The sequence below is a fragment of the Rufibacter sp. LB8 genome (genome assembly GCF_014876185.1).
Lineage (GTDB): Bacteria > Bacteroidota > Bacteroidia > Cytophagales > Hymenobacteraceae > Nibribacter.
Window position 1 is genome coordinate 3,173,587 of the sequence record NZ_JADALJ010000001.1, and the last position, 13,841, is coordinate 3,187,427.

Annotated in this window: 9 protein-coding genes; 2 read left to right on the plus strand and 7 right to left on the minus strand. The window is 51.3% G+C overall.

The genetic code is table 11. The features are described 5' to 3' along the window. Nucleotides 1-680 precede the first annotated feature (680 nt). Entirely contained in the window at nucleotides 681-2,105 is a 1,425-nt protein-coding gene (locus IMY23_RS13315; protein WP_192822556.1) for a Glu/Leu/Phe/Val dehydrogenase, read from the minus strand. 212 nt (nucleotides 2,106-2,317) lie between these two features. Between IMY23_RS13315 and IMY23_RS13320 the strand changes: the two genes are divergently transcribed. Further along, complete coding sequence (locus tag IMY23_RS13320) at nucleotides 2,318-3,691, plus strand: M20/M25/M40 family metallo-hydrolase (protein ID WP_225986506.1); 1,374 nt, start codon at nucleotides 2,318-2,320, stop codon at nucleotides 3,689-3,691. A gap of 503 nt (nucleotides 3,692-4,194) precedes the next feature. Beyond that, complete coding sequence (locus IMY23_RS13325; RefSeq protein ID WP_192822558.1) at nucleotides 4,195-6,516, plus strand: patatin-like phospholipase family protein; 2,322 nt, start codon at nucleotides 4,195-4,197, stop codon at nucleotides 6,514-6,516. Between the two features lie 345 nt (nucleotides 6,517-6,861). Here the strand turns inward: IMY23_RS13325 and IMY23_RS13330 are convergent, their stop codons facing one another. The 6 genes from IMY23_RS13330 to rnr all read right to left on the minus strand — a co-directional run bounded on the left by IMY23_RS13330 (nucleotide 6,862) and on the right by rnr (nucleotide 13,734). Further along, nucleotides 6,862-7,578 (minus strand): head GIN domain-containing protein, encoded by a 717-nt coding sequence (locus IMY23_RS13330; protein ID WP_192822559.1) that lies wholly within the window; start codon nucleotides 7,576-7,578, stop codon nucleotides 6,862-6,864. A gap of 356 nt (nucleotides 7,579-7,934) precedes the next feature. Further along, on the minus strand, nucleotides 7,935-8,447 hold the full coding sequence (locus IMY23_RS13335) for a fasciclin domain-containing protein (RefSeq protein WP_192822560.1): 513 nt from the start codon (nucleotides 8,445-8,447) through the stop codon (nucleotides 7,935-7,937). Between the two features lie 93 nt (nucleotides 8,448-8,540). Beyond that, nucleotides 8,541-9,173, minus strand: a complete 633-nt coding sequence (locus IMY23_RS13340) for a rhomboid family intramembrane serine protease (protein ID WP_225986507.1) — start codon at nucleotides 9,171-9,173, stop codon at nucleotides 8,541-8,543. An 80-nt stretch (nucleotides 9,174-9,253) separates the two neighbouring features. Continuing rightward, the gene (locus tag IMY23_RS13345; protein ID WP_192822561.1) at nucleotides 9,254-9,922 is read right to left on the minus strand and encodes a hypothetical protein; all 669 of its coding nucleotides are present in this window, start codon (nucleotides 9,920-9,922) and stop codon (nucleotides 9,254-9,256) included. A gap of 50 nt (nucleotides 9,923-9,972) precedes the next feature. Continuing rightward, nucleotides 9,973-10,947: a polyprenyl synthetase family protein gene (locus IMY23_RS13350; RefSeq protein WP_192822562.1), complete on the minus strand. Its 975-nt coding sequence runs from the start codon at nucleotides 10,945-10,947 to the stop codon at nucleotides 9,973-9,975. 405 nt (nucleotides 10,948-11,352) lie between these two features. After that, nucleotides 11,353-13,734, minus strand: coding sequence for a ribonuclease R (rnr, locus tag IMY23_RS13355; RefSeq protein ID WP_192822563.1), 2,382 nt, complete (start codon nucleotides 13,732-13,734; stop codon nucleotides 11,353-11,355). Nucleotides 13,735-13,841: the final 107 nt, after the last annotated feature.

Consider the following 13,841-nt stretch of genomic DNA (forward strand, 5'->3'; position numbering starts at 1 on the left):
TTGATTGTTGATTGCTGCTTGTTGATTGTTTTCTCAGCAGTTACCAATTCTACTGCTGGCGCGAGTGTTTAGCGCAGCGTCACTCGTGTCTAACGGAGGTTAGGTAGTCTCCCGACTGCCCTCGCTGCGTCAGCAGCGAAAGTGTGTATTTTAGATGACGCATTTCGTCCCCCTTTGAAGGGGGTTGGGGGATGATAAAGGTAGGAGAAGAGCCATTAGCTATAACAATGAAACTATAGCTGCCGCAAGTTTAGCGCTAGCGTAACTATGTGGCGTTCCAAGTTGTGAGTTTATAAACTCACGTCAGTTGATATACTGATTAAGTGTATTCCCACAAGTTAGGCTAGCGCTAAACTTGCGGGAGATTTAGTTTCATAGGCTTGGTTCTACTAATTGTAAGTGTCTTTATCATCCCCCAACCCCCTTCAAAGGGGGACGAAATGCGTCATCTAAAATGCGAAATGTCGCTGCTAGGGCAGCGAGGGTAGTCGGGAGACTACCCGATCGGTATGCGCGAGTGACGCTGCGCTAAACAATCGCGCCAGCATGAGAAGATTAAGCAATAGTTTATTCCCCTTTAAAACATAAAAATCCCACCAAATCTGCTCTGGTGGGATTTTCTGTTTTGGGGCTCATTTCTGAAAATGAGCCTGAAAACGTGTTTTAAGGAACGATGAACCTTACGGAAAGATACCCAAGGCTTGGTAGCTCACGCCAATCTTATCAATGGCCGAGTAGAAACCGGCGGTGCGGAGGTCGGTGATTTTGGGCACCTGGCGCATCACATCTCTAATTTGGTGGTAGGCGGTGATCATGGTGTCTTCCAGGCCGGAGTAGACCAAGTCACGTTCATCGGCGCCATGGATGATAAGGAGTTTTTCTTCGGCACTTAAGGATTTACCGGTGGACTTTTCAATGGTTTCTACCAAGCGCTTGAGGCTGGCTTCCTCAGCGCGTTTGCCCATGCGCCCGAAGCGTACGTTAGACAAATTCTTGAGCCACTCAAAGTAGGAAACGGTAACCCCGCCCGCGTTCAGGTACAAATCTGGGATGATCACCACGCCGCGCTCCAACAGAATACGCTCAGCTTCCTGGGTAACGGGGCCGTTGGCACCTTCGGCAATGATTTTGGCTTTGATGCGCGCAGCGTTGTCGCCGTGAATCACGTTCTCCAGGGCGGCGGGCAAGAGCACATCACAATCATGCTCCAGCAATTCCGCCGAGCTTTCCAGGAATACGCAGCCTTCATAACCTTTGAGGGTTTCGTTCTCTTTCCTGAACTTCATGACCGCTTCCACGTCAATTCCGTCTGGGTTGAAGATACCGCCTTCGCGTTCCGCAATACCCGTAATGATGGCGCCAGCCTGCTGACAGTAATGTGCGGCATGGTAGCCCACGTTCCCCAAACCCTGCACAATAATGCGCTTGCCTTGTATGCCCGTTGAAAGGCCCAGCGGTTTCATCAATTCAGTGTCTTCCAGGGTTTCACGCAGCCCGAAGAACACGCCCATACCGGTAGCCTCGGTCCGGCCTCTGATCCCGCCCTGGCCCACGGGCTTTCCGGTTACGCAGCCCAGCGCGTTGGTTTCACCGAATTTGAACGTGTGGTAGGTATCGGCAATCCAAGCCATTTCGCGGGCACCGGTTCCGTAGTCGGGTGCGGGCACGTCTAAGGCAGGGCCGATCAGATTCTTCTTGATCAACTCACTGGCGAAGCGGCGGGTCACTTTCTCCAGCAGTTCATCTGACGACGTGCGCGGGTTGATTTTCACGCCGCCCTTCGCGCCGCCAAACGGAACATCCACCACGGCGCACTTGAAGGTCATCAGCGTGGCCAGGGCCACCACTTCGTCCTCATCCACGTGCATGCTGTAGCGTATACCGCCTTTGGTGGGCAGCTTGTGGTGACTGTGCTGGGCACGTATGCCTTCATAGACCTGAATCTGCCCGTTGATCTCCACCGGAAAACTCACTTTGTACACGCTGTTGCAGATTTTGATCTGCGCCAGAATGCCAGGAGAAAGTTGGGAGTGCTGGGCGGCGTTGTCATAATAGTAATGCACGCTGTCCAGGAATTCGCGGCCGGGAGAAATGGGTAGACTCATAGTTTCTATGGGTTGGTGAATGATAGATAGAACGTACTAATACGCCAGGGCGTTGCTTAATCTAACAAGTGTTAGCAAGAGAAGAAAAGAAATTCCGTTTTTGGCCTCATTTACGGAAATGAGCCCCAAAACGAACCGCTACTCAGGCAACTATTGCTTTCTGCTGAATAATGCGGAAATTACACATTCCTTTATCATTACAACTCGCTTTTATGACTTCTATTTCATCTTTCGCCCGCACTGGCCTGGCCGCGCTGGGAATAGTCTTTGCCGGTTCTGCCGCGCAGGCGCAGGCCATTATCAAACAAGACCCTATCATCAAGACCCTAACCGAGCAGGTTTCTGCCCAGGAACTGGAGCGCCTGGTGCGCGGCCTGGTGAGCTTTGAGACCCGCCATTCATTGAGCACCACCAAAGACAAAAAGAAAGGCATTGGCGCGGCGCGTAACTGGGCAGAAGCCGAAATGCAGAAAGCCGCCGCCACTTCTGGCGGCCGCATGACCGTGACCCAAGACAAATACATCATTAAAGCCGACGGCCGCCGCATAAAAGAAGACATAGAGATGGCCAACGTAATGGCGACGCTCAAAGGCACCGACCCCACTGACGACCGCGTGTTTTTGGTGAGTGGCCACATTGACTCAAGAAATACCGACGTGATGGACGCCACCGGCAAAGCGCCCGGCGCCAATGATGACGGCTCAGGCACCGCGGCGGTGATTGAACTGGCCCGCGTCATGGCGAAGCAGCAATTCCCGGCTACCATTATTTTTGTCTGCGTGCAGGGCGAAGAGCAAGGTTTGTACGGGGCAAAGCACCTGGCCGAACGCGCCAAGAAAGAGAACTGGAATCTGGTGGCCATGCTCAACAATGACATGATCGGGAACTCGTTCTCAGACGAAACCAACCTCAAAGACAACACCCGCGTGCGCATTTTCTCTGAAGGCGTGCCTGCTCTGGAAACCCCTGAGATGACCGCCCTGCGCAAAAGCACCGGCGGCGAAAACGACAGCCGCAGCCGCCAACTGGCCCGTTACATGAAGGAAATGGGCGCGCGCTATATTCCGCAGTTAGAAGTGGTGTTGAACTACCGCACAGACCGTTTCCTGCGTGGCGGCGACCACACCCCGTTCAGCCAGGCTGGTTTTACGGCAGTGCGTGTCTGTGAGATGAACGAAAACTACCGCTACCAGCACCAGAACGTGCGCACAGAAAACGGCATTGCCTACGGCGATTTCCCGGAACACGTTGATTATGAATACGTGCGCAAGAACACCGCTTTGAACCTGGCCACCTTGGCAAATCTGGCATTGGCTCCCTATTCACCTGAAGAAGTGGGCGTAGTGACCAGCAACCTCACCAACCAAACCGAACTGCGCTGGAAGGCCCCTACCAAAGGCGAAAAACCGGCGGGCTATTACATCTTAATGCGTGAAACGTCGGCGGCTATGTGGGAAAAGAAAATCTACGTGGACGGCACCACCACCACCCTGCCCTACTCCAAAGACAACTACTTCTTCGCGGTGCAGGCCGTTGACGCAGAGGGCCATGAAAGTTTACCGGTCATGCCTAAGCCGATAAGATAACCTCACCCCAACCCCTCTCCCACGGAGAGGGGCTTTTTTTTTAACTTCCGTTTTCGGCTTCGTTTCTGGAAATGAGGGCAAAAACGCAACCGTAACGTCGTGGCACCGACACGACGTGTTTCCATGAAACGAAAGCGCCTCAACTCAGAACAAACCAAAAGCCTGGGCCAAGCTGTGAAGAAAAGTCTTGCTCTTACTTGAAACAGTTTCCTGCGAGAGACACGTCGTGTTAATGTCACGACGCTACGGTTCTGAATTGCGTTTTCGGCTTTGTTTCTGGAAATGAGCCCGAAAACGGAAACTGCTGGCTCCTAAAAGATAGAGAAAACAAAATATTTACGGTAAAGGGCTCTTACTGAAAACCTTTCTCCCGTAAAAGGGTAATGCACAGAAAGCAATCTCTTGTGCCATAGGTGTTATCTACCTGTAAATGCCTGGCACCTGGTTTCGTCCGGCGTCTTGGCGTGTTTTGCTTTCCCGGCTTCTATCTCTATCTCAACCATATGCAATTTTTTTACATCCGTTTCCTTTTTACTGTGCTGTTGCTAACCGCTACGCTTTCCAGGGCTAGCGCCCAAAAAGTGGGTCTGGTGCTGAGCGGTGGCGGCGCCAAGGGGCTGGCCCACGTGGGCGTGCTCAAGGTGCTGGAGAAAAACAACATTCCCATTGACTACATTGTGGGCACCAGCATGGGTTCTGTGATTGGTGCGCTCTACGCGGCCGGGTATTCGCCGGCTGACATTGAGGAGCTGGTGCTTTCGCCCAAGTTCCAGTACTGGGTGTCTGGCCGGCAGCTGGAAGACCGGGCGTTCAACTATTTCAACATAGACCCCTCGCCGGCTACGCTGCGCCTGCCCCTGAGCCTGAAAGGCAACCTCAAATTTAACACCACCTCCAGCGGCCTGATCAATGACGTGAACCTGAACTACGCGCTGGCTTCTACGCTGGCGGCGGGCGGGGCCATTGCCGCCTATGATTTTAACAAGCTGTTTGTGCCCTTCCGGAGTTTGACCGCCGAAATTTTCACGCGCCAGCAGATCATCCAGCGCAGCGGCTCCCTGGCAGAGGCCGTCCGGAACTCCATGGCGGTGCCTTTGGCGTTCAGGCCCATCAGGCAGGCAGACGGCCGTTATCTGTTTGACGGCGGCCTGTTCAACAACTTCCCCACAGACGTCATGAAATCTGAGTTCAAGCCAGACGTGATCATTGGCGTGAACGTGGGCGATGTCTCCTATAAAAAATACCCGCATGAGAAAGACGATGAACTGCTGGGCACCTCATTGGTTTTCCTGAGCTTTGACGTGGCCGACACGCTGGCCGTGGGCCCCAACGGTGTCTTAATTCAGCCCGACCTGGATGGCTACGGCACCACAGACTTCGCGCGAGTGAAAGAACTGATAGACCTGGGCGTGAAAGCCGCCGAAGATCGTTTGCCGCTCATGAAACAGCGCATTGCCCGCCAGGTTGACTCTGTGAGCCTGCGCGCCCGCCGTGACAAGTTTCAGGAGAAAGCCCCGCCGCCACGTTTTGCCTCGGTAAGCGTGCAAGGGTTAAAAGACAACCAGAAAGATTACGTGGCCAAGTTCTTCCGGCGCTCCAACGGGAAAAACTATTCCATAGATGACATTGAGGAAGGCTATTACCGGTTGGCGGCCAATGACTTTTTCAGGGGCATTTACCCCCGTATAAAATATGACAGCGCGGCCGGCGGCTACGCCCTCAACATTGACGCCCGGCAAAGCCACAACGCCACCGCTGAGATTGGCGCTGTATTCGGCACGCGGCCGGTAGATAACCTGTTTTTGGGTCTGGAGTACCGGTACCTCAACCGGCTGCTGTACACGGTGGCGGCCAACGCTAATATAGGTAGATTTTACACGGGCGGCCAGTTTGGGTTCAGGGTGAATGTGCAGGGGCGGCTTCCGTTTTACGTGGAACCTTCTGTTATGTACCAATCGCTTAATTACCTAGATGCCGGCGGTTTTCTGGACCAGGACGCCACCAGCACCCAGCTGCGTCAGCGCGATTTTAAGGTAGGTTTCCAGACGGGCATCAGCCATAATTTCAGGAGCCGGATTGTGCTGGAAGGTGTTTGGTTCTCCAATGAAGACCAGTACGCCAACAGCAGCAACGTGTCTTCTGATGATGTGCTGGATGAAACCGATTTCTCTGGCTACACGGCTGCCCTTAGGTTTGAACGCAATTCTTTGAACCGCAAAATGTACTCCACCAAAGGGCACCGGGCCACGCTGGGCGTGCGCGGCGTGTCTGGGCAGGAGCTTTACCGGCCGGGCACCACTTCCCTGAACCCAGAATCCAGAACCGAAGACCACCAATGGCTCCAGTTTTCGGCTACGTATGAAGGCTATTACCCGTCTGCCAATGACAAGCGCAGCTGGGGCTATTTCATAGAAGGCGTTTTGAGCACGCAGGGCGCTTTCTCTAATTACCGGTCCTCGTTGACCACCGCGCCGGTGTTTGCGCCGCTGCCAGACTCCCGCACCCTGTTCCTGGACAATTACCGGGCCTCCAGGTACGGCGCCCTGGGCTTGCGGTTCTCGCAGAACCTGTTCACCAAGTTTGAATGGCGCACTGAAGCCTTCACCCACATCATCCATCAGCCATTGAAAGAAAACGCAATGCAGCTTGGCATAAAAGAGAAAGGCTTCTCAAGGCCGTTTGTGACCGCCAGTTCTGGCCTTATCTTCAACTCGCCCATTGGTCCGGCCGCTTTGCACGTGATTCATTATGATAATGACGCCCACCGCTGGGCCGTGTTTGGGCACCTGGGCTTTCTGCTGTTCCGCAACCGCACGCTGCAATAGCCAACCTTGTTAAAAGCCGAACTCCCGTTTTGGGGCTCATTTTCAGAAATGAGCCCCAAAACGGGAGTTTTTTATGGAAATCAATGCTGCTTTACAAAACCTGCGCTACGTAGTATTCGGTTTTCAGCGCATTTCCTGAAACAAGGCCCAAAGTATCTTCTGGTGTGGCTGTTAATTAAAAGGAAAATAAAAGAACGGCAGGGTTTCCTATGGCTTCGCCATTGGGACAGGAAGAGGCCTGCCGCTCTTTAAGCTGCTCTGGGCAAGGGAATATACCCAGAGGAAGAAAGCTCTACTGGAATGCGTTTTCGGGCTCATTTCTGGAAACGGAGCCGAAAACGGGAATTAGCCGCGGCGCTTCACGCCGCCGCTGCCAGACACGCGGCTGTTCACGCTGGGCGAACCGTCATAAGAAACCCGGCCGCTGCCGCTGATGCTGGTCTTTAAAGTGGACTTGGCGTTTACCTCACAGTTACCGGAGCCTGAAATGCTCACTTTGGTATTGTCTGTGGCGAAGGAATAGCCGCGCAAAGACCCGGACCCGCTCACCGACACGGTGCTTTCCTTGCCTTCGCCGGTGAGTTCAATGCTGCCGGAGCCCGAGATGCGGCTGCTCACTTTCTCTACTTTGGCAGAAACCTCAATCTTGCCTGAACCGCTCACCGCCAGATCCAACGACTCACCTTTGAATGTGTCTTCACTGGTGATTTTGCCGGAACCGCTCACGGCCAGGGCTTCTATCTTAGGCACGGTGATGTAGATGGTCACGCGCTCCCTGTTGTTCCAGCTCATGTTCCAGTTGCCTTCTTTGGTTCTGATACGCAACTGCCCGTCTTTCACCTCGGTTACCAGTTCGGCCAATAAATCAGAATCGCCTTGTAGGCGGAGGCTTTGAGTGCCGCCCTGGCGCAAAATGAGGGTGGCGGGGTAACCCAAGCCTATTTTGGTGAAACTGTCTACACGGCGGGTTTCTTCTGCCACACGTTTGGCAGAGACAAAAGAAGACAACGAGATGGCCAACACCACCAAAGACAACAGGGAGAAGATAGAACGGTTTTTCATGGCTTTATCTGTTACGGTTCATGCTAAAGATGTAAAACCACGCCTGAAGGTTGCTTGTACTTTCTAAATTTTTTAAGAAATTTTAAAAGCCCCCTTATTTTAAGCCGAAATCTGCCATTGCCCTAGTTGCTTTACGGCGCACGGTGATTTTTCCGTTTTCGGCCCCATTTCTGGAAATGAAGCCAAAAACGGATTTTATAAGGTGGCCGCTTTACTGTTAGAAATATTGGTGGAATTGGTGATGTCCGCAAAAATTCGTCTTGACAAAAATTAACCGTTTACCTGCACCAGGGTATGACATAAAAAAGGCTGCCTTTTTGGGGCAGCCTTCACATTCACAAGAAGTTAAGTAGTATTTACAAGGTAGTGGCCGTCAATTGAAAAGCACCTTTTAACTGATGGATGACGCCGTTGGCGAAGAGTTGGTCTTCTTGCTGCAGCCGCACGCCGGCCACAATGGTAGCGCCTTTTTTCTTGCAGATCCGGAGTTTACTGCCGTCAATGGTTTTCAGGTCAGAGCCGTCGCGCAGGTCAGCGGTGGTGAGCGCGCCAGCTATAATGTGTTTGGAAAAAAAGCTTCTGAGTTTGTCTGGGGCAGCGTCTTGGTAAGCGGTGAGGGCCTGCGCAGACGGTACAAAGAACGTGTACGTGTCTCCGCTAGAGAGCAACGGCATCAGTCCGGCTTTGGTCACCAGGTCTAGTAAAAGTTGTTGGTTGTTGGCGGCCAACCCTTCGCCCATGCTCATGCGGGCGGTTTTAGAAGTGGTAGCTGCGCCCGCCGCCAGAAAAGACTGCGCCTGCATCATGAAGGGCAACCATAGCATCACAGCTAAAGCTACAATAATCTTGATATAGTTAAATTTGCGCATTTTCTTTTCTCCTTTCATCAGCCCGTATAACACCGTATACGGACAATATAGAAAAAAGATAGAAAACGCTATATATCTTAAAGTACAAATTTTTTATCCGAACAAAGAACCCTTTATTTGCTCAAAGAAACCCGGTAAAATCTGCGGCACCAGCAAAATAGCCAGCACAAACCCGAAGGCCGCGCCGTAAAAGTGCGCGCTGTGGTTCACACCGTCTGTGCCCTTCTTGCCCATATAATAGGAATACGCCAGATAAAGGAAACCAAACACGTAGCCTTTGATGGGTAGCGGAATGGGGAAAATGATCATATCGCCCAGCGGGTGAAAATAAATACTGGCGAACAAAATTGCCGCCACTCCGCCAGAAGCACCCAGGGAATAATAGTTATGGTCTTGCCTGTGCTTGAAATAAGTGGGAATGTCTGACACAATGATGGCCCCCAGATACAGCAGCAGGAAAAACGCAATGCCCAACCCCGGCCCGTACAGCTGAATCAACACGCCTTCCACCAACTGCCCGAAGGAGTAGAACACAAACATATTGAAGAACAGGTGCATGAAATCTGCGTGCAGAAACCCCGAGGTCAAGAAGCGCCAATATTCATTGTTCTGCGCCACGCTCACGGGGTGGTGTACCCAATTCTCCATCAGGTTTTTGTTCTGCCAGGCATAGATAGAGGCACCAACGGTAAGAATAATCAGGAGAAGCGTGATACTAATGGGCATAGGGAATAAAGTTTGAGCGGGCTAAGATAGCAGACTTATAAGAATGGAATCAGGGTGCTAATGGTTCTTACTGGCTTGTATTAATTGAAATTCAATTTATTACCGGTAAGGTAAGTTGGCAGGTCTTTAAAAACCTTAACATCACTCTCTACTTCCAGCTGGCACTTTCTTTTAGTAATATCCTTACCTGCTTCATCTGTCATTTTATAAGTACTATCAATCATAGTGAAGGAAGGTGAGTATATCTGAATTATTTTCTCTCTAGTTACACCTTCTAAATATTCATCATTTGGGCAAGATGTGTTAAATGCACTTACCTCCTTCTCAAATGCGAAAGTTTTACCTTCTGCCGTAAAGTAGTGACTAAACATCATGTCCCAATCACCGCTTTCACTAAATGGCATCTCTGAAACTCGTACAAGGCGCCCTTGATTGTCAAAAAGCAGATTGAATGTACTTTCTATTTCTTCGGGCCAATTATTGAAAACTTGGACAAACCCACGTGAAGGCAGTTTAACCCAAACTTGAAATTGCTTACGGCTCAGCGTAAGGATGGTATCTTGTAATTCAAGCTGGAAGATTGAATCTATGGTGGCCTTTTTCTGAACCAATGAGTTTTTTAAACCTGATGGATATGTGGTGACTTCCGCTTCAACTACTGGCTGTGTATTATCATTTGAATCGTCTTGTTTTGGAGCACAGGCATAGATGGTAAACAAGAGGAAAAGTAAAATTGAAATTTTTTTCATTACAGCAAAGCAAGATACATCAAGTACATTCTCAACTTATATCGCTACAATCAACTATCCCTTTCTATCAGTTGGGTGGCCAGAACTCTGAGCAACTCTTTCTTGCTATTAAGGGCATTGACCTGGTTGAGGTGTTGCATGCCCCGCTGGAAATAGTGGTTGATCTGGCTCTGGGTCACGTGCTGAATGTCAAGACCGTTGTAAATGTCTTTGATGGCCTGTACTTTCTCCTGTTCCTGGGTGGCGTCTGTCTGCCCTTGCCACTTGAGCAGTTCTTGTTTTTGGGTGGCCGATGATTTTTCCAGCGCGGTCAGCAGCAGGTAGGTTTTCTTGTCAGAGACAATGTCGCCGCCCACGCGTTTGCCAAATTTGGCCTGGTCGCCGTACACGTCTAATAAATCATCGCGCAGCTGGAAGGCAATGCCCATGTGAATCCCGAATTCCTTTAAATGCAGCGCATCTTCTTCTGAGGCATTGTTGATACGGGCACCCAATTCCAGACTGAAGCCCAGCAACACCGCGGTTTTGAGCGTGATCATGTTGATATATTCATCAATGGTCACGTCTTGGCGCGTCTCAAACTCCATGTCCAGCTGTTGGCCTTCGCAAACCTGGGCGGCGCAGGTGCTGAACAGTTGTAGAATCTGGGCTAATTTTTCAGGCTCCACCCCCAGGAAGAATTCATAGGCGCGCACCAGCATTACGTCACCACTCAAGATGGCGGTGTTGGTGTTCCATTTTTCATGCACGGTGGCCTTCCCGCGGCGGAGTGGGGCGTTGTCCATGATGTCATCATGCATGAGCGTGAAGTTGTGGAAAACCTCTACGCCAATGGCTGGCATCAACGCTTTGTCCACGTTGTCATGGAACAAATTTGCGCCTAGCAAGGTGAGTAAAGGGCGCACGCGTTTACCGCCCAGTTCCATCATATACCTGATGGGAGCATATAATTCGTCTGGCGCTTTGCCATACGTAAGAGTGGAAAGCGTTTGGTTTATGCGCTCAGTAAAATGCGAAATATCCACAGGAAAAAGTATTAGTAAAACCCTATATACACGGCGGAAAGCCACAAAATAGAGGGAGATTTATCAAAGCTACTGTAAAATAAGCAAAGGCGCCGTTTTGTTTTGGAACAGGCATAAAATTCCCGTTTTAGAGCCCATTTCTGAAAATGAGCCCGAAAACGGGAATTTCAATTTTGTCTAAACCGTAGCGTCGTGGCACCGACACGACGTGGCTCCATGAAACAATAGCACCTCTTCACGCAACAGACCTAACTTCAGCAAAAGCTGCGGAAACAGGTTATTGCTTATTTGAGAAGTATCCTGCTGCGTAGAACCACAACGTGTCAGTGCCACGACGCTACAGGTGCAATTGCGTTTTCGGGCTCATTTCCGAAAATGAGCCCGAAAACGCCGATCCTCGGTCTACTACTTTTTAACGGTGTCTACCAAGATCAAGTCAATGGTGCGTTCCAACACGTTGGCCGCTTTCACTTCCACAATCACCTCGTCACCAAACGAGATAATCTTCTTGTTGTTCTGGCCAATGATGCGGTAGTTGGCCGAATCCAGCTCGTAGAAATCGTCTTGCAAATCTGCCAGGCGAACCATGCCTTCGCACTTGTTCTCTTCAATCTCCACGTACATGCCCCAATCTGTCAAGCCAGAGACAATGCCCTTGAACTGCTGACCGATGAAGCCGCTGATGAATTCCACCTGCTTGAACTTGATGGAGGCACGTTCTGCGTCTGCGGCGCGTTTCTCCATGTCTGAAGAATGCAGGCAACGCTCGTCGTATTCCTCTTTCTCGGCGTGGAAATCTTTGTGCGTGTACTGGGCAATCAGGCGGTGGGCCATCATGTCTGGATAACGCCTAATGGGCGAGGTGAAGTGCGAGTAATGCGCGAACGCCAATCCGAAGTGACCCTCAGCTTCTGTGCTGTACTTGGCCTTGGCCATGGTTCTGATGGCCAGACTCTGGAGCACGTTCTGCTCAGGTTTGCCTTCGGTTTGGTCAGCCAGCTTGTTCAGTTCTTTGCTAATGTCTTTGCCTTCCTCCAAATCTACCTTGTAGCCAAACTTACGCGCGAACAAGGAGAAGTTCTGCAGTTTCTCTGGGTCTGGCGCGCCGTGGGTACGGTACACCATGGTCAGCTTCTTGTCGCCTTTCTTCATTTTGTAGACATGCTCGGCCACATATTTGTTAGCCAAGAGCATGAATTCTTCAATGAGTTTGTGGGCGTCTTTGCGTTCCTTCACATACAGAGAAAGTGGCTTGCCGTTCTCGTCTAGCTTGAATTTAACTTCAATGGTCTCAAAGTTCACGGCTCCGTTCTTGAACCTGATATCTTTGAATTTCTTGGCCAGTTCGTTCAGTTTCAGAATTTCAATGGCGTAGTCACCAGCGCCGGCTTCAATCACTTCCTGGGCTTCCTCGTAAGCAAAGCGGCGGTCTGAATGGATAACGGTGCGGCCAATCCAGTAATTATGGATTTTGGCGCTCTCGTCAATCTCAAACACTACTGAGAACGTGAGCTTGTCTTCATTCGGTCTTAAAGAGCACAGTCCGTTGGACAAATGCTCCGGCAGCATGGGAATGGTTCGGTCTACCAGATACACTGACGTGGCACGGCGGTAGGCTTCTTTCTCCAGCTTAGATTTAGGCTGTACGTAATGCGTGACATCAGCGATGTGCACACCAATCTCCCAGTTACCGTTCTCCAGTTGTTGCACGCTCAGGGCGTCATCAAAGTCTTTGGCGTCTGCGGGGTCAATGGTGAACGTGGTGATGTTCCGGAAGTCGCGGCGCTTGGCAATTTCCTCTTTAGTGATTTTGTCTGAAATAGCGTTGGCTTCTTCCTCTACCCCTTCCGGAAATTCAAACGGCAAGCCGAACTCTGCCATGATGGCGTGGATCTCAGCGTTGTGCTCACCGGCCGGCCCGAAGACTCTGATCACTTCGCCGTTGGGGTTTTTCTTAGGGTCATCTGGCCATTCGGTGATGCGTACCAAGACTTTGTCGCCGTGCTGGGCATCATTGAGGTTGCGCTCGCCCACAAACACGTCAAAATACATGCGTTTCATGTCGGGCACAATAAAGCCGTAGCCTTTGGACATTTCCAGACGGCCTACCACTTCTTCGCGCTCGCGTTGCAAGACTTCCACCACTTCGCCTTCTGGACGGTCACCGGGTTTGCGGCTCTTTCTGAGCTGTACGCGCACCGTATCACCCGCCATGGCGAACATCAGTTTCTCCACGGGCACGCGCACGTCCTGCTCGCTGTCTTCAGAGATCACGTAGGCATGGCGGCCGTTGGCCAGATCCACTTTGCCTACCAAGGTTGGGCCCGAGCCTCTTCTGGAACTATCGCGGTCACGGTCACGGTCTCTGCTCCCCCGGCTGCTGCTGCGTTCACCGCCACGTTCCGGACGGCTTGAAGCGCGTTCGCCTCGGGTAGTAGTGCTGACAGAGCCAGAATAGTCTTGGTTAAAAACGTAGGCATCATCTTGCGTGTGCAGGACTTCGCCGTTCTTCTTCATGGTTTTCAGGATGCCGGAGACTTCTTCGCGGCCTTCTTTGTTGGTCACGCCCAGGCGGCGGTTAATCTGCCGGTAGGTGAACACGGTGCCGGGCTCGGTGCTGAACATGTTCAACAGCACAGCACGTGAAATTTCCCCCACATTGGGCGAGCTTGCTTTTCTTCTACCACCGCTGCGTTCACCGCGCGGGGCACCTTTGTCTTTTCTTGTATTTTCTGACCGTGGGCCTGACTCGTTGCCAGTGCCTGGGCCTCTTCTTTTTCTTTCCATTACTTTTTGTCAATGTTGCTGACACACTCTTTTCTGTTGGTGCCAGATTGGGCGTATTATTTCGCCTCAATAGATTAATATGTGCCTTCTGTTTAGAGAGGAAGACG